At 47.6% G+C, this 17269-nt stretch carries 14 protein-coding genes; 8 read left to right on the top strand and 6 right to left on the bottom strand.

Features of this window, described 5'->3' with window-relative positions:
* Window positions 1–2: 2 nt before the first annotated feature.
* From ACZ5ZC_RS03795 to ACZ5ZC_RS03785, 3 genes are read left to right on the top strand one after another with little or no spacing between them, the layout of a single operon-like run.
* The gene (locus ACZ5ZC_RS03795) at window positions 3–1208 is read left to right on the top strand and encodes an MFS transporter (protein WP_464931794.1); all 1206 of its coding nucleotides are present in this window, start codon (window positions 3–5) and stop codon (window positions 1206–1208) included.
* The gene (locus ACZ5ZC_RS03790; RefSeq protein WP_464931793.1) at window positions 1180–3009 is read left to right on the top strand and encodes an IucA/IucC family protein; all 1830 of its coding nucleotides are present in this window, start codon (window positions 1180–1182) and stop codon (window positions 3007–3009) included. Before ACZ5ZC_RS03795 ends, ACZ5ZC_RS03790 begins: the two co-directional genes overlap by 29 nt.
* Window positions 3002–4204: a type III PLP-dependent enzyme gene (locus tag ACZ5ZC_RS03785; protein WP_054866791.1), complete on the top strand. Its 1203-nt coding sequence runs from the start codon at window positions 3002–3004 to the stop codon at window positions 4202–4204. The genes ACZ5ZC_RS03790 and ACZ5ZC_RS03785 overlap by 8 nt, the downstream gene beginning before the upstream one ends.
* 96 nt (window positions 4205–4300) lie before the next feature.
* Here ACZ5ZC_RS03785 and ACZ5ZC_RS03780 read toward each other — a convergent pair whose 3' ends face one another.
* From ACZ5ZC_RS03780 to ACZ5ZC_RS03770, 3 genes are read right to left on the bottom strand one after another with little or no spacing between them, the layout of a single operon-like run.
* On the bottom strand, window positions 4301–5545 hold the full coding sequence (locus ACZ5ZC_RS03780) for an ABC transporter substrate-binding protein (protein ID WP_464931792.1): 1245 nt from the start codon (window positions 5543–5545) through the stop codon (window positions 4301–4303).
* 2 nt (window positions 5546–5547) lie between these two features.
* Window positions 5548–6978, bottom strand: coding sequence for an ATP-binding protein (locus ACZ5ZC_RS03775; protein ID WP_021822097.1), 1431 nt, complete (start codon window positions 6976–6978; stop codon window positions 5548–5550).
* Complete coding sequence (locus ACZ5ZC_RS03770) at window positions 6968–7675, bottom strand: response regulator (protein ID WP_005383484.1); 708 nt, start codon at window positions 7673–7675, stop codon at window positions 6968–6970. Before ACZ5ZC_RS03770 ends, ACZ5ZC_RS03775 begins: the two co-directional genes overlap by 11 nt.
* Window positions 7676–7940: 265 nt before the next feature.
* On the opposite strand from ACZ5ZC_RS03770, the gene ptsG reads away from it, so the two are divergent.
* A complete protein-coding gene (gene ptsG / locus ACZ5ZC_RS03765) occupies window positions 7941–9383 on the top strand; it encodes a glucose-specific PTS transporter subunit IIBC (protein WP_025500127.1) in 1443 nt (480 codons plus the stop codon).
* Window positions 9384–9478: 95 nt separating this feature from the next.
* Here ptsG and ACZ5ZC_RS03760 read toward each other — a convergent pair whose 3' ends face one another.
* Window positions 9479–9925, bottom strand: coding sequence for a DUF302 domain-containing protein (locus ACZ5ZC_RS03760; RefSeq protein ID WP_464931791.1), 447 nt, complete (start codon window positions 9923–9925; stop codon window positions 9479–9481).
* 227 nt (window positions 9926–10152) lie between these two features.
* Between ACZ5ZC_RS03760 and ACZ5ZC_RS03755 the strand changes: the two genes are divergently transcribed.
* The 3 genes from ACZ5ZC_RS03755 (at window position 10153) to ACZ5ZC_RS03745 (ending at window position 13815) form a co-directional block, all read left to right on the top strand.
* Entirely contained in the window at window positions 10153–12144 is a 1992-nt protein-coding gene (locus tag ACZ5ZC_RS03755; protein ID WP_464931790.1) for a U32 family peptidase, read from the top strand.
* 152 nt (window positions 12145–12296) lie between these two features.
* Entirely contained in the window at window positions 12297–12941 is a 645-nt protein-coding gene (locus tag ACZ5ZC_RS03750) for a class I SAM-dependent methyltransferase (protein WP_047009674.1), read from the top strand.
* Window positions 12931–13815 (top strand): hypothetical protein, encoded by an 885-nt coding sequence (locus ACZ5ZC_RS03745; protein ID WP_301658940.1) that lies wholly within the window; start codon window positions 12931–12933, stop codon window positions 13813–13815. Before ACZ5ZC_RS03750 ends, ACZ5ZC_RS03745 begins: the two co-directional genes overlap by 11 nt.
* A 20-nt stretch (window positions 13816–13835) precedes the next feature.
* Here ACZ5ZC_RS03745 and ACZ5ZC_RS03740 read toward each other — a convergent pair whose 3' ends face one another.
* Both ACZ5ZC_RS03740 and ACZ5ZC_RS03735 read right to left on the bottom strand, forming a co-directional pair.
* Window positions 13836–14837: a glycosyltransferase family 2 protein gene (locus ACZ5ZC_RS03740; protein WP_464931789.1), complete on the bottom strand. Its 1002-nt coding sequence runs from the start codon at window positions 14835–14837 to the stop codon at window positions 13836–13838.
* A 39-nt stretch (window positions 14838–14876) separates the two neighbouring features.
* Entirely contained in the window at window positions 14877–16598 is a 1722-nt protein-coding gene (locus tag ACZ5ZC_RS03735) for an ArnT family glycosyltransferase (protein ID WP_464931788.1), read from the bottom strand.
* 304 nt (window positions 16599–16902) lie between these two features.
* Here ACZ5ZC_RS03735 and ACZ5ZC_RS03730 point away from each other — a divergent pair, with 304 nt between their 5' ends.
* Window positions 16903–17148 (top strand): DUF3297 family protein, encoded by a 246-nt coding sequence (locus ACZ5ZC_RS03730; protein WP_005383498.1) that lies wholly within the window; start codon window positions 16903–16905, stop codon window positions 17146–17148.
* Window positions 17149–17269 lie beyond the last annotated feature (121 nt).

Below are 17269 nucleotides of genomic sequence, written 5' to 3'. Positions count from 1 at the left end.
TTATGACCAAACTCATCTACAGTGTGTTGTTGTGCCACTTTATCGCTGCGTTTGCCGCGTTAGGTATGCCGCTATTTCTACCCGTCGTGTTGCCAACGTTAGGCGCAAGCATTGATGCAGACTGGGCAGGTGTATTGTTTATCCTACCCACGTTTTGTACTGCGTTGGCGGCGCGATTTTGGGGCAACTTTGCCGATCGCTACGGTCGCCGCCGCTCACTCTTACGTGCGCAACTTGGCCTTGCAGCAGGGTTTGCGCTGTGCGGCTTGGCAGACAGCCTCGCCATGTTTGTGTTTGGTCTTATTGTTCAAGGAACCTTTGGTGGCACCATGGCCGCCTCGAACAGCTACTTATCTAGTCAAATTAAAGAAGCCAAAACACTCGGCAAGTCACTCAATAAAACCCAACTATCTGCTCGCTTGGCGCTGATCGTTGCGCCCATAGGGCTCGGCTGGAGCTTGTCAGAGACCGACCCACTCAACGCGTACCTGTGGTTATGCGTTTTGCCTTTGATTGCTATGGGCATCACGCTAACACTGCCAGCGGATAAACCCGCCGACCAAAACCTCGAAAAGCCAAACTCAGAATCTCAGCAAGAACAACCTGTTGCAAAGAAAAACGCAATGCATGCCATTCGCTGGATCTTCTTTGCTCAGTTCGGGTTTGCGTTTTCTATGGTGGTGACCTTTCCTTATTTCTCGCCGTTTGTGCAGCAATATGGCATCACTCACCACGCATGGATCGGTTTTTTGTACGCACTGCCGCATGGCGTCTATCTGTTGCTGGCAGGCAAAATCCACGTGTTGTCAGATGGGTTGAATCGCCATCAACCGCTGCGCACGTTGTGGCTCGGGTTTGCATTGCTTGCCGTGAGCTCTGCCTTGCATTTGATTGCGTCCGAAACCGCACTCATTGCTGTGAGAATTATCTTCGGCATCGCGATGGTGTGTTGCTATCACGGATTGCATCAGCATCTTGCGAGCAATCTGGATCGCAAACTCAGTGGCAAAGTATTTTCTCGCTTTGATGCCATGTCCAAATGGGGTGGCGTGGCAGCGGGATTTTGCGCTTCTTTCATTTCTAGCTTGGGGCTACTTGAGGTTCCTTTCCTACTTTCTGCGATAGTCAGCGTAATCACCTTGATCGCGCTGGTTCTCCATTCAAAATTTGGAAATCAACATGTTACAAACTCAATCCTCTCAGACTAGCGAGTTGCGCGCGCATGATGTGCAGCTCAATCGGGAGAAGGCCCAACTCAACACGATTATGGGTGTTCTTAATTGTTACTTACGTGAATTTGCACTGCCGAATCAACAAGTAGAATGGCACTACCAATCAACATCGCTACCCCAAACGTTAAAACGCAACTATTCCGCCAAGCAACGGGTAGCCGTTCATCTGTCTCAACAAAATGGCGTGCTGGTTTTGCCGATTCACTACGCGAGTAAACTGGGCAAAATCAAATTGGCAGAACTGCCTTGGGCGAAAATGCCGGGATCTGGTTGGGCAAAATTGGATGCCACGCAAACTCTTACGCTTTTGCTTAACTATCTCAAGCAGGTATTGGCGATCCCGTTTAACCATGAGCTGATCGAACAACTGGAAAATAGCGTGCTGGTTACCGAGCAGTTTCTCAACGTCGCGCCCAAATCGCATCACAACGAATTTATCGCTTCGGAACAATCTCTGATTTGGGGGCATACTTTCCATCCGACCCCGAAAAGTCGTTCGGGCGTCACCATGGATGATCTCTTGGCGTTTTCTCCAGAAGTCGGCGCGCAAGTCCCGTTGTACTGGTTTGAAGTGGATACGTCCTTACTTGATGTGCTGAATTCAGACGGAGACGCTAACCCTGCGCAGCGCATGCTACAACAGCTCGCGCCACAACACACCACCAGCAATGAGAAGACCCTCTACCCTTGCCATCCTTGGGAAAGCTACACCATTTTGAGCAACCCAAGCGTGAAGCGTGCCATTGAGCAAGGCAAGATCACACCACTGGGTTTAGGTGGTGAAAAGATGCAGCCGACCTCTTCAGTTCGTACCCTCTACCACCCAGACATGGATTGGTTTGCGAAATTCTCCATCAACGTACGATTAACCAATTGCGTGCGCAAAAACGCGTGGTACGAACTCGACAGCGCCGTGCAGCTCACGTCGATTCTCAAACCAATTAGAGAAAACGAACAGCTGCACAACCCCGTATTTAAAGTGATGACAGAGCCTTACGCCACCACATTGAATCTAGAAAGTGTCGCTGAGCGTAATTGGGATGACAACACCAAAGCGCGCGAATCGTTTGGGATTTTGTATCGCGAAAATTTCTCGTTGAGCGAAGTCGATATCTTAAAACCAACCCTCGCTGGCGCTCTGTTTGCTTACGACAAAAACGGCAACAGTTGCATTGCTCAACGCCTTAAAAACAAAGCGCGTACTACGCAAAATCGCTATTCCGACATCGCGACACTGTGGTTTGAACGCTATTTGCATGGCCTAATTCCGGGTGTGTTTAACTACTACTTCAAACACGGTGTGGCGTTTGAGCCGCATTTGCAAAACACCTTGATTGGCTTTGAGCAAGAGATGCCGTGTTGTGTTTGGATTCGTGATTTGGAAGGCACTAAATTACTGCCGGAGTTCTGGCCAGCAGAAACATTAACTGATTTGTCTGAACGCGCGCGACAATCGGTTTACTACAGTCGCGAACAAGGCTGGAATCGCATCGGATACTGCACCTTTATCAATAACATCAGCGAAGCGATTTTCTTCATCGCAGAAGGTGATGAGCCACTAGAGCAAACGCTGTGGAATGCGGTGCAAAGTGCCATTGTGCGTTGGCAATCCGTGAATGGAAAACAGCCGGAACTAGAAGCGTTGCTGAATGGCGGTCACTTCCCAAGCAAAAATAATTTCACCACGCGTTTGATGCAAAAAGCCGATAAGGAGTCGGGCTATACCCAAGTCGCCGCGCCTTGGCAGCAACACGAAAAAGGAGCGCAACATGTCTAATTTACTCTCTCTACCGACACGCGTTAGCCAGCAAGTTCACACGCTCGCACAGCAGCAAAATCAACCCTTGTGCGCGTACGTGTATGACCTAAACGCCTTAGAAGAACACATCAAACAACTGCGTCACGTTTTGCCGAAAAATGTCGAGCTATTTTACGCAGCCAAAGCCAATCCATCGGGCCCGATTCTCAAAACGCTCGCGCCGTATGTCGATGGTTTTGAAGCGGCATCTGGCGGGGAGTTGGCACACCTCCACCAGCAGCAACTCGATAAGCCATTGATCTTCGGTGGCCCAGGAAAAATGCCAAGTGAATTGCAACAAGCGATTGATCTTGATGTTGATGCAATTCATGTCGAAAGCCTCACCGAGCTGCAACGCATTGGTGCGCTAACCGAGCGCCTCAACCGCCCTGCTTCGATCTTTTTGCGTATGAACATTGATATTGGCGACATCACGCTCAGCAAGTTGGCGATGGGCGGCAAGCCGACTCCTTTTGGTTTGGACGAGTCCGAACTGAGTAATGCTTTGATGTTGCTGCGCGATTTCCCGCAAGTGTCACTCAAAGGCTTCCATTTTCACTTGATGTCGCATCAGCTCGATGTTGAACGTCACTTAGCGTTAATGCAGCGCTATTTCCAAGTCGTGAAGGCGTGGCAACAAGAGTTTGAACTCGGTGAGCTGATGATCAACTTGGGTGGAGGCATGGGGATTAACTACCAAAACCCTGAGCAACACTTTCCGTGGATGGAGTTTTGCGACAAGTTGGAATTCCTCATCGCCAAAGAGCAAGTGCAAGACTGGACACTGCGTTTTGAATGCGGACGTTTCATCACGGCGGCATGCGGTTATTACGTAATGGAAGTGCTGGATATTAAGCAAAATCTTGGCGAAAACTTTGTCATCGCGCGCGGAGGAACCCACCATTTCCGCACGCCAGCAGCGCAGAGCCATAATCATCCATTCATCATCCTGAAAAGCGAGCAACACCATGAGATTTCTCACCCAATTCAGCATGCACAAGCGACCTTTGTCGGCCAGCTTTGTACGCCCAAAGATGTGCTGGCACGCGATCAACACGTCGCCCACGTCGATATTGGTGATTACGTTGTGTTTACCTTAGCTGGCGCCTATGCGTGGAACATCTCCCATCAAAACTTCTTGATGCATGAACCGCCGATCTTCCATTATTTCTAAACGGCATACTTCGCTTCACTCAAGCCCCAATCATTGGGGCTTTTTTATTCCACTCGGCACAGATTCATTGCCATTAACCGCTTTTCGAAATTGCCATTAACCGCTTTTCGAAATCGCAATAATGCGTTTTATCAGCTCGTCGGGTTCCATCTTGGGATTGCGGTAAAAACGGAAGATTTCCGAGTTTATCGCTTGCTGAGCAACCGGATTGACCGCCATCGAATCAATCATACTCGGCACAGCGAGGTTGTGTTTAACGCCGTAGTGAAAGTCTTGATATGACTGGACCTGACACGGATTAAAATCGCTGATGTCGATATCGGTACGCACCGGAATCGAGCCTTTTACCTTATTGAACTTGGCTTGAAACTCGACGTCTGCCAGCGCGCTTGCGGTTTGCTGAGCCGCCTCGGAAGAAAACGACTTGCTCGACATAAACACCAAGCTGTCCATGTTGTAGAGGAATACACCATCGCTGTCAGGCGTTGGGTAACAGCCGACCTCTTGCGGAACCGAGACTTGATTGGCGAGCAGCTCACCTAAAATCCAATCTCCACCGATTTGAAACAGCGCTTGACCGTCGGCTAGCGCTTGGGTCGCCGTATCCCACTTACTGTCGGGCAATTGGTTGTCGATCAACAAACTCAGGCGACGAAATTGCGTCAGCGCTTGGCGCAGTTTTTCGCTGTCGATGCTGTCTCGCTCAAGCTTAACCATTGCATTGGTGTAGAACTCAACGCCGCCAGTGGAGATCACTAAGTTCTCGAAAAGTTGGGCGACTTGCCACGGCTGCTCACCGACCGCGATCGGTACGATACCATTTTGCTGAGCAAGCTCCATGGCAGCGAACATCTCTTGCCAGTTTTTCGGCGCGGACAGATTCAGTTGTTTAAGCAGCTTGTGGTTGACCCACAGCCAGTTCAAACGGTGCAGCGTAAGTGGCAGGGCGATATAGCCGTTTTGTGTTTTATTGATTTCGATAGACAGCGGGTAGAGCACCTCGTCCCAGCGCTGCTCATCCGCTACCGCGTTGACGTTGTGCAAAATACCGATGGCATCCCACGCTTTAATACTTGGCCCTTCGATTTGCGCGAAGCTCGGTGGATTGCCCGCCAGCGCGCGAGCTTGCAGTACCGTCATCGCGCTGTCGCCACCACCGCCTAACACCGGGCTTTGCAGCAGCTCGATATCATGCTGTTTTAGCTGAGCTTTGAGTGTTTGCAGCGCTTGCTGCTCGCCGTCAGAAGTCCACCAATGTAAAAACTCTACCCCTTGTGGTGACTCAGCGTGAGCGACGCAAGGGGCGAGCAACAGTGGGAACAAGAATGCCAGTTTGTTCATAGTCAGTCTCTCGGGAAAGTCAGTGTGGCGCAGAGGCCGCCAAACTGAGAATGGCTCAGCGACAAACTGCCGCCGTGAGCCTTTGCAATGCTCTGTGAAATGGTTAACCCCAGCCCACTGCCTTCTTTGTCGTTGCTAGCGCGGAAGTATGGCTGGCAGAGCTTTTCAAGTAATAAATCGTCAACACCATCACCGTGATCTTCAATTTCAATCTGGATCGACTCTGGGCTTTCACTCAGCGTAATGTCCGCTTGATGGCCGTATTTGAGCGCGTTATCGACCAGATTCTGAATGCAGCGCTTAATCGCTAACGGTTTACCAGCAAAGTGAGTGCGGATTTCGCCGTGGATGCGAATTGTGTCCGGCGCATCGGCGATATTGGAGGAAATGTGCTGAATCAGTTGGGTGAAATTGATCGGCTCGATTTCCTCGTGGATATCGGTCTCTTTAATGCATTGCAATGCGCCTTTGACCATCAAATCTAGGTCGTTACTCAGGCGGATAAAGCGTTCTCGGTCGGCGTCGTCATCTAGCATTTCCGCCCGCAGTTTTAGGCAGGCTATTGGCGTTTTTAGATCGTGGGAGATGGCGCTGAACAGCATCTCGCGGTCTTTAATATGGCTGTCGATGCGTCGATTCATCTTGTTAAACGCACGTACCGCCGCTTTCAGTTCGTTACTGCCGCGTTCAGAGACTTCGGGCACGTCTAATCGGCTCGACATCAGGGTTGCGGCTTTTGCCAGCTCTCGAATGGGTTGAATTTCTTTGCGAACGATAAACCAGGTACACAGCAACAGCATTAGCGCGGACACCAATAGCGTCAGCCATTGGCGCAGCTCAAAATAGTTAGTCTCTAGGTTGATGTAAGGCGCGGGTAGCACCGCCGCGAGATAAAACCATTCGTTTTGCGCGACTTCGACCTGCATCACCAGAATAGGCGGATTGAGGTCACCAAACGAAAGCGAATAATGCGCCCACAATAGCGGCAGTTCGTCGATAGGTAGCTCGTTGTTGAACACTTTGAGTTTGTCACGCTGGGTAAACTCCACCTCGATATTAGGAATGCCGCTCAGCTCGCTTTCCAAAACCTCGCGAACTTGGTTGATGACCAACGTTTTGCGCTCGCTCTCTGGCAGTGGGTCGACATCAATCTGGTGATTGTTGAGTGAGACGAAAAAGCGCGTACCGCCCATATTGCGCAGTTGATTGAGCACCAAGTGGCGATATTCAGAAGGGAGGGTTTGAAAGAAAGCGATGGTGGAAGAAGCGCTCAGTGCTAAGCTTTTGACTGTGGTGGTCAGGCCCTCTTTATCGCGTTCGCTGGCGTGTTGATACCAGATAATCCCGGATAATACCTGCGCCAGAATGATCACCAGCAACAGGAACACACTGGTGCGAACGACCAGTGATCCCGTCCAGCGTTTAATTCTCATAATGCACGTCCGTGGTCAGCATGTAGCCTTTGTTACGCACCGTTAGGATCAGCGAGCGGTCTTTATCTTCAAGGTGATGACGCAAGCGGCTGATCTGCACGTCGATGCCGCGTTCAAACGGGTCGGCATCGCGTCCCCAGATCTCGCGCGCAATGTCATCGCGAGACAATATTGATTGCGCGTGGTTGACGAACAAACCGAGCAGCGACAAATCCGCGCCACTAAGTTGCTTGACCTCGCGGCTAGCAACGTGGGTCAGTTGCCGGGTTACGGTATCTAATAACCAATCGTCAAAACGCACTTTACGCGTCAGTTTGCTATTGGCGGTCGATTGGCTGCGTCTCAGAATCGTTTTGATGCGCGCGAGCAGTTCTCGCGGGCTGAATGATTTGGTGATGTAGTCATCAGCGCCCATTTCTAGCCCTGCGACTCGGTCGGCTTCTTCAGTGACGGCGGTCAGCATGATGATCGGGATATCGGAGTTTTTGCGTAGTTTCTGGCACAGGGTAAAGCCGTCTTCACCGGGCATCATAATATCGAGGATGATCAAATCGGGATGGTGATCGTTGAGCAGTTGCCACATCACGCCGCCGTTTTCCGCGCAAAGCACTTCAAATCCAGCGCGACCAAGGTAATCTGACAATGCTTCGCGAAGGTCGAGGTTGTCATCGACGACCAGTATCTGCTTGTTTTCCATCCTACTTTCCCTGTGTCCGTCCCTGTGCCAGCCCCTGAGTTTGGCGCTGGCCAATATGATGCATTCTTAAACGCCCATGCACAATCGAGCCGATTACAATTTTCACTTCTCAGTGTAAGAGATTTGTAAGCGGCCACTTACAAACTGATTGCCTTTTGTAACCTTAGGCGCCGCCTTGCTCGCTATGATCATCCTGACCTTACGTGAAACAACATGACCTGAAGGAATCAGGTCCTACAACACTGGCATTCGTCAGGAGGAAACCATGTTTGCAAGTATATTTGGACAACTACAAAAAATAGGGCGGTCGTTGATGCTGCCTGTGGCGGTGTTACCGGTGGCTGGCTTGATGCTGGGTATTGGTAACGCGGGGTTTGCGTTTATTCCAGACGCGGTCAACAAAGTGATGCTCGCCGCCGGTGAAGGCGTGTTCGGCAACATGCAGTTGATGTTTGCGGTCGGTGTGGCGCTCGGGTTGTCAAAAGGCAATGACGGTGCCGCTGCGCTCGCAGGCTTAGTTGGCCTAATTATTATGAACGCATCGCTCGGTATTGTGACAGGTCTGCGCGGCTTAGAAACTGATGCTACCATCATGGGCGTTGAGACGCTGCAAACCGGGGTGTTTGGCGGCATCTTTATCGGTGCGGTCGCGGCAATCATGTACAACCGCTTCTACAACATCAAGCTGCCGGAATATTTGGGCTTTTTCGCGGGTAAGCGATTTGTGCCCATTGTCACCGGTTTATCGGCGATCGTCGTGGGTGCGATTCTCGCGTTTGCATGGCCACCTGTCGGACAACTTCTTGATGCATTTTCTCATTGGGCAGCGTACCAAAACCCTGTACTCGCGTGGGCGGTTTATGGCGCGGGCGAACGTTCATTACTCCCGGTTGGTTTGCATCACATCTGGAATGCGCCGTTCTTCTTTGAAGTCGGCAGCTATGTAGACCCAGAAACAGGCAAAGAGTTTACTGGTGAGCTCACTCGCTTCTTCGCAGGCGATAAAACCGCGGGTTATCTGTCTGGTGGCTTTATGTACTCCATGTGGGCGCTCCCTGCAGCGGCACTGGCGATTTACCACTGCGCGTCTCCAGAGCGTAAGAAAATCGTCGGCGGTTTGATGATGTCTGCGGCGTTGACCTCTTGGTTAACTGGTATCACAGAGCCAATCGAATTTACCTTCCTATTCGTCGCGCCAGTGCTGTATGTGATCCATATTTTCCTTACCGGTATTGCGTTTGCGATCACCGCATTTTTGGAAATCAAACACAGTACTGACTTTGCGCACGGTGCGATCCAGTTCTTCCTTTACTACCCAATGTCGACCAACGCGTGGATGTTCATCATTATCGGTCCGATCTGGGCGACGCTGTACTACGGCTTGTTCCGCTTCCTAATTGTGAAGTTGGATCTGAAAACGCCGGGCCGTGAAACCGACATTGCAGAAGTGAAGATTGCCGGACAACCTGATGAAATTGCGGTGGATGTAGTAGCTGCATTGGGCGGCAAAGCCAATATTAAGTCAGTCGATGCGTGTATCACCCGTCTGCGTGTCTCGGTAAAAGACATTGCCAACGTTGATGTTGCTAAGCTAAAAGCGCTCGGCGCGCGAGATGTGTTAGTGATTGGCGACAGTTTACAAGCGATTTTCGGTACGCAGTCTGACTCAATTAAGTCAGAAGTGCACAGCGTACTCGCCACCTCCTGATCTTACCTCCCCCAATCTAGGTAAGATTTGCCAACCTCCCAGCGAGGTTGGCTTTTTCGTTTTCGGAGTAAAAAAAGCGAAGCCAATAACCAGCCCTACTTCGCCGCCGCGTGGGTTAAATTGCCCAGCACGCCGCTGATTTTGTTCAATACCTCGTCACAGCCTTCAATATGATGGCGCTGCTTTAAATACATAGGATCGTTGTAAGCTAACCACGTTTTGCCTTCAGCATCTTCATACACCAACACTTTTTGGGGTAAATCGAGCGCCACTTCCTGCGCACAGCTCATCAGTGGCGTGCCCACTTTAGGGTTCCCAAACACGATAACTTCGGTTGGTCGCAACGTCATATCGACTTTCGTGGCGTTCTCTTGATGGTTAATGCGCGCAAAGACGTTCAACCCTTTTTCTTGCGCGATAGCGACAAATTTATCCGCCGTATCTTTTGCTGAATGCGCGCTCGCAACGGTTACCACACCCTCCCCAGCCAACGCACTCAATGACGTCAACGCCACGACCAACCCGATGATTACTTTTTTCATTTGTCGTCCCTTCCTCTCTCTGAGTCGAAAACTAAATATAGAAAAACCAAGTGTAGGAAAACTATAGAAGTCAGATTCCGCTATCGCGAATTGCACTCTACCCACTCAAGAGTCGACCGTGTAACACGGATTAATTGATTCAGATTAATAAAGCATTAACTAGCTGAGCATCAAAAGCGTGAAATACGTAACATTTGCAGCCTATTTTAGTAAGAAAGAGAAAAGTAGTGACACGCGATCAATTTGAGTTATTAGCACCCGGTGGTGATTTAGATTCCATCAAAGCCGCCATTGCCGCTGGCGCCGATGCAATTTACTGTGGGCTCGACCGCTTCAATGCTCGTAACCGAGCGACCAACCTCACCTTAGATAACTTAAATGGCGTGTTAACGTTGGCCCATCAGCACAGCTGTAAGATTTTCCTAACGTTGAATGTGCTGATTTTAGAAAGTGAAATTCCAGCGATTGTTCGCTTACTCAGCCAACTGAACACCACCAAAATCGATGGCGTGATCGTGCAAGATCTCGGTCTGGCCTACATTCTCAAACATCACTTCCCCGATTTGGATGTGCACGCTTCAACGCAACTGAACACGCATAACGAAGGCCAGATCTTCTTTCTCAACCAGCTCACCGCAAGCCGAGTAAACTTATCTCGCGAACTTAACATCGATGAAATAAAACATCTGGCGCAATTTGGTCGCGAGCACAACGTAATGATGGAAGTGTTTGTCCACGGCTCATACTGCATCGGATTCTCCGGAATTTGCTACATCAGTTCCGCTCGCAATGGTGCATCAGGTAACCGTGGACGTTGCAGTCAACCTTGTCGCGAACAGTACGAAACGACCAAAACGGGCAACAATTACCCACTCAATATGAAAGACAATTCCGCCTTTGGGGACTTGAAAGCGCTTGCCGATGCTGGCGTGTATTCATTAAAAGTGGAAGGACGAATCAAGAAATCGCACTACGTCTATACCGTGGTCGACAATTGGCGTCAGCAAATCGATCGCTTGTGCGAGGGTTTGGAACTCTCTGAAGACACCACCGAGTTATACACGGTGTTCAACCGCGATTTCTCCAACGCATTTTTGCAAGGTGATTTCGGCAAGGCGATGTACATCGACAACCCGCGCGACCACGCTGTAAAGCATTTTTCGAAGGTTTATCAATGCCAGTCTGCTGATGATGTGCAAGCGGTGAAAAAGAAACTCTACGACGACAAAACCGCGATCATTGAGAAAGTGGCAGAGCAAACTAAGTCGTTCGATGTCACTTCAACACAAGTATCCGGCAGCAGCTTGAAAGGGTCGATTGATGTGCCAACTCTGCCAGCGTTACCTCAACCAGACCCTCGCCAAGGTGCGCCAAAATTATCGGTTCTGATCTCGTCAGCACAAGAAGCCATGCTGTGCGAATACCGCGACATTGATGTTTACTATCAGTTGCCAATGGGATTGTCTGGTGAACTGAGCGCGATGATTGAATTGTTCCAAGCCAACCCAATGCTCAAACCTTGGTTCCCTGCCATTTTGATTGGCGAAGACTACCAAGCCGCGCGCGTATTTTTGGAAACCATCCAACCTGAGTTGTTGATCACCAACAACTCAGGCGTCGGCATGATCGCAAAAGAGCTCGGCTTAGGCTGGGTGGCAGGCCCACAAATGAACACGGTGAACTCATACGCGTTTAAATGCCTTCAAGACGAGTTCGCGGCAAGTGGCGCGTTTGTTTCTAACGAGCTGAATATGAAGCAGATGCGCCATATCAAGCGTCCGAAAAACATGCGCAGCTTCTACAGCATTTATCATCCAAATACCCTACTCACGAGCCGCCAATGTTTGTTCCAACAAACCGAAGGATGCCGTAAGGTGAAGGTCAACAAAGGTTGTTTGAAACGCTGTGATAAACGCACGTCCATCATCAACTTAAAAGACAGTCCTTACGTGGTGCAAAAACAGAAAGGCAGCCACAATTCAATCTACAGCGAGCACAACGTCTTAAACCTGCAAGTGCTGCACGATCTGCCGCAATTGTTTACCGATGTGTTGATCGATCTGCGTGATATCCAGACCGAAACTAAAGTCTCAGCAAGCAAACCTGAGTTGATTGACTCGTTCTTAGCTCTACTTGAAGAACACAGCGAACAAACCGTCCAAACGCTGAATGCCATGATTCACCCAACAGCCAACGCGCAGTATTTGAAGGGGTTGTAGAATTTTTCTAACGAGGCAAACAAAACAATAAATTATCCTACACTCTACTAGAGGGAAGCGTAACGCTTTGTAAGTCAGATGGTTGACTGAAGAACATAGTTCATCAATAGAAGAACTTCCTGGCCATTTGAGATAATTTATTTGAGTACGCCATGAAAATATCTAAAGGTATCGAAGAGCAGGGGATCCCTGTCGGAAACTATTACGACAAATACAATACTCAGAACCCCATCGCCAGAAAAATGATGAGCAATTTCGATCATCATTTATCGCAACTGGTCGATATGGTCACACCAAAGTCGATACACGAGATCGGCTGCGGAGAAGGAGTCTGGGCACTTAAATGGCATCAACAAGGGATCCGTGTGAAAGGGAGTGACTTCTCCCAACAAGTGATTCAACTAGCAAGAGACAATGCCCAAGCACACAACTTGGAAGACATTTTGTTTGAACAAAAAAGTGTGTATGACGTTGCTAGAAAGACTGATTCTGCTGACCTTGTTGTTTGTTGTGAGGTCTTGGAACACTTGGAGCATCCCGAGCAAGCACTAGCAACATTGCAAGATCTCGATACTGACTATTACATTTTTAGTGTTCCAAGAGAGCCGTTGTGGTGTGCGTTAAACATGGCAAGAGGTAAATATTTAAACAGTTGGGGCAATACTCCCGGACATATCCAACACTGGTCCAAGAATGCCTTTCTGACTTTGCTCAAGCAGCACTTTGAGATTCTCGAAGTACGCTCTCCCATTCCTTGGACCATGGTTTTATGCCAGCGTGTGAATCATGAAACATAATAAGAGTAAATTCATATTACGCTGGGTTGGGCGAATCATTACTATTTTTTCCATCGCCTTTGTATTAATCAAGCTCTCTACATACTCGCAGCAACTGAATATTCAGGATATTCCCTCTTACTCCTATCTGGTATTTATTTTTTGCATAGGCCTCTACGCCTTTGGCAATTATGTTCTTTCTATGGCGTGGCGGCTTTTAGTCGCGAACAGTGAATATACTTTGTCTGCATCAACTGCCATTTGGGTGTTTGGCGGATCTCAAATTGCTAAGTATCTACCTGGAAACATTTTCCAATTCGCTAGCCGACAAGTAATTGGCGTACAACACGGAATTAAGAATAATGTATTACTGAAATCGACCTTATGGGAAATAGGGTTGATGGGTATTGCGGCTGGTTCGTTTGGCGTCTTTCTGCTGAATGAGTACTTCCCTAGTTTAATGGGGTACGAGATGACTTTATTCGCTGGACTTATCGTGATCACCGGATCAATATTAAGCTTGATAGCCAGTCGCAATTACCTAAAAGCTTGTGGGCTTTATCTCTGCTTTTTTTTGGTATCGGGCGGCATTTTCTCACTCATATTTTTTACGCTAAACGACAATCTAACTCCAACTTTAGAGACATTTTTACAAACATCTTGTTACTTCATCATCGCATGGTTAATAGGGTTTGCCACCCCAGGTTCTCCTGCAGGGTTGGGTGTCCGAGAGGCTGTTTTAATCACACTTCTAGATTCGCCGAGTATTGAAGATACACTTTTAGTTGCCGTCCTTGTTTCCAGAATCGTCACGGTTCTAGGGGATATGTTGTTCTTCGCTATCTCGAGTTTATTTAGGCCTAAGCAAGCCGTATCAAATAACTCACTTCTTTAAAGTATCGAGGTAACTCGCTATTACTCTCCAGATCGTTTTCGCTTGGTTTCAAACTGATAAGTGGGCAACTTTTCCTGATGCTCCAGCTTTTCTTCCAATACCTCAATTCGGTGCAATACTTTTTCGGTCAGCTTTCGATTGAACCCTATTAGATCGGCCACCAACCCCATCAATAAAGTGATGAAACCCAAGATAAGTAGCGTTGACCCCAAGACCAATGACTGAATATGGCCTTCTCCCGCTCCATTTAAAAAGAAATACAGGAATCGCATAATGGGAATCACACCACAAATCATCGCCACCGAGCCAATAAACAAAAACACTTGCAGAGGTCGATACATGGTATAAACCCTGACCAAGGTAGAGAGCGACATTTTTAGAAACTGCGGAATGCTCTTAAACAGACGGGACTCTCGCGTTTTTTCATTAGTTCGGATTGGCACCGAAACCACACCAATCCTTTTTGCACTTGCTTGAATCAACATTTCTATTGTGTAGCTAAAATCCGATACGATATTAAGTTGTTGTGCCGCACTTCTCGATATTGCGCGAAAACCACTCACAGCATCTTTAACATCCAATCCCGTCGCTTTGGCAATAATAAAGCTCCCCGACACTTGTAAACATCGTTTAAATACAGAGAAATGTGTATTGCTATACCCTCCTCGGTCACCAACAACAATTTCTGCTTTGTGCTCGATAATAGGCTTAACCAAGTGCGGAATATCGGCCCCATTATATTGATTATCGCCATCGGTGTTCACAATGATATCAGCATGAAGACGAAGGCACTCCTCAATCCCTCTTCGAAATGAGTAAGCAAGCCCCTTATTGCCCTGGTTAGTAATAATGTGCTCAACACCACACTTGCGTGCGACTTCTGAAGTACCATCCGTAGAACCATCATCGATGATTAGAATCTCTATCTTAGCGATACCATCAACGCGCTTTGGTATTGAGCGAATAACATCAGCAATATTGTCCGCTTCGTTAAAGCACGGAATTTGAACAATTAACTTCATGCTTGCTCCTCATGTTCTGAATCAACATTACTGTGCGTATTAGAAGCCGGTAAATAACCTCTGCTTCTCTTCAAGATTGCGAGGTCGGTACAGGTTATCTCCCCAACGCAGAACGACTTTACCTGGCTCTTTCGACACTAATTCATAGCCCCCCCGCGCCAAGTACCGTGCTTGACCTGCCAACCAAACCTTGCCATTAATCAGAAGACTATTGCTAGCTTCAAGCGTATATACGCCCTCGATGTTGACCTTAACTTCCCGACTAAGAGAGTTGGGCGTCAGTTCAAACGTCTTTCCTGCAACATACAGATGCGACCAATGATGAATGTAGTTCTGCCTTAACGCTTGAATATCTTGCCTTAATAGCCCTTTATCGGTTTTGTCAGGGCCAAACACATCTAAATAGTGCGAATTAACCAGTACAAAAGCCGGATTGTCTTGCTCTATTGCATTGCGAATAACGGGGATGTTTCTCGCAATATAATCTTCGTAACCCCACGTACTCATGAAAAAACCTTGTTTTGAAAAAGTCGGAACCATGGAGCATCGATCAATATAAGCAACAGGCTGAGGAAAGATTTTATGTACTTCATCAAGAAACTGACGCTGGTAGGCCAAGTTGCTTTTTATCGGTAAAACAAAACCATTCACCACAATGGATACCGCAAACAAGCAAGGAACAATAAAATTAAAAAATTGTGCAACTCTTGCGTTAGTGAAATTCTGGATACCAACCCAAGCCACAGCAAATAAAGCACTCACTGGAGCAAGCATAAAAGCGTAATAGTATGGGAAAGCGTTGCGATAAAAGAGCAAAGTGAAGAGTAATAAACTTAGGCACAAAAACTTAATCGATGACTCCCGGCTTAATAGCTTTTGCGAAAAACACGCATAAACAGCAGTACCAATACCAATGAAAAGAGCTAACCAATACCATGAGTTCGTCGAAACTGAATGAACAAAGTAAAACAATCGAGGAAAAAGCTCGCGCTGGTTTAGTGTCTTATCCGCAGCACCGAACATCGTTCCTGCATCACCAACCGAACTCGCTCCATGTATAGAGAAGTAATGCCAACTGTATAGCATCGCAAAGGCAACCAGTATTGCGACTCCATACATGAGAACTTGCCTAAAATAACGCTTACGATTTCGCGACCAATAAAGCGAGGTTAAAACTATGCCTATAAAAGTCGGGATATACAGAGCGGTCTTTAAAGTGACGAGCAAGGCGACAGCCGTAAGGACACCAGCAAGAATGGATACACGCCAAGAAAATGTTGTACTAAACACATAATACAGCGCCGCCATAATCATACATGTCGCGATAGGATCAGTACGAAAACTGGCCCCCATACGAACATTATAAACAAAAGAAAAATAGGCAAGCACCGCAAAAAGTGCCGCCGATTTGTTGCAGTACAATCGACATAACTTGTATAGATAAAATCCCGTGAGTAATTGAAAGAACACCATAACGACTCTCGCCACAATGATCTGGTCAACATCGTTATCTGATACACCACTCAGCCAAGTAAAGAAGTGAATGTGAAAGGTTTGGAAACTATTAATCACCTCGCCGTTAATAAACCGATGCACAAAAGATAGGTAATAAAACGCGTCCCAATTTACTTCGTAATTAAACGCAACAAAAAACCGAGCGATTACAGCTACTACGATTAGAATACAAAGAAAAATAGAAGTGCTAGAGGTAGTATCTCTATCCGATAAATGACGTTTATTAACCTGTTCAACAGTTTCCATTCACCCTTCCTTGTTAATCGTTTCTCGACTAGTGGCCTGCTCTGAGACATTAAGTTGTATGAATAAGGTTAGAACCGCCAGTAATGAGTATAGTCATGATTCAAAACCAAATAAGGGGTGGCAGGAGAAGTTTCGAGAGCAAAACACCTTTGAGCAACGAGACCGTGTTTTTATTCCACACTTTGAAAGCGGGAAACTTTGCATTATTTCAAAAGGCTTTAGTATTAAGTCTCTCAACATATCTTGAACACTCACTGTGCACTGACTACAATGGCGCACTTTTTACGGAATTTAGGTCACAAACATGACAGATACAGCTAAACCAGCTCTACCAGATCGCCTAGCAGGTAACCCACGTAGCCCATTCTTCATCAAAGAATGTTTCGATCACCAAATCGGTATCCGTTTTAACGGCAAAGAGCGCACAGACGTAGAAGAATACTGCGTGAGCGAAGGTTGGGTGAAAATTGCTTCTCCTAAAGCAAAAGACCGTTTTGGTAACCCAATGCTGATCAAACTTAAAGGCGAAGTTGAAGCGTACTACGTATAAGCTGACCAAGCTGAATTTCTTTGAAAGCTCGAGTTTGACTCGGGCTTTTTTAACGCCTGTTATATCCCTTTCTCGATTAATCTATTCCCTCCTCTATTCAGTACAAGTTATTAAGAAATCG

This window comes from Vibrio sp. JCM 18905 (genome assembly GCF_055393305.1).
This window is presented reverse-complemented; position numbering and strand designations above follow the sequence as displayed.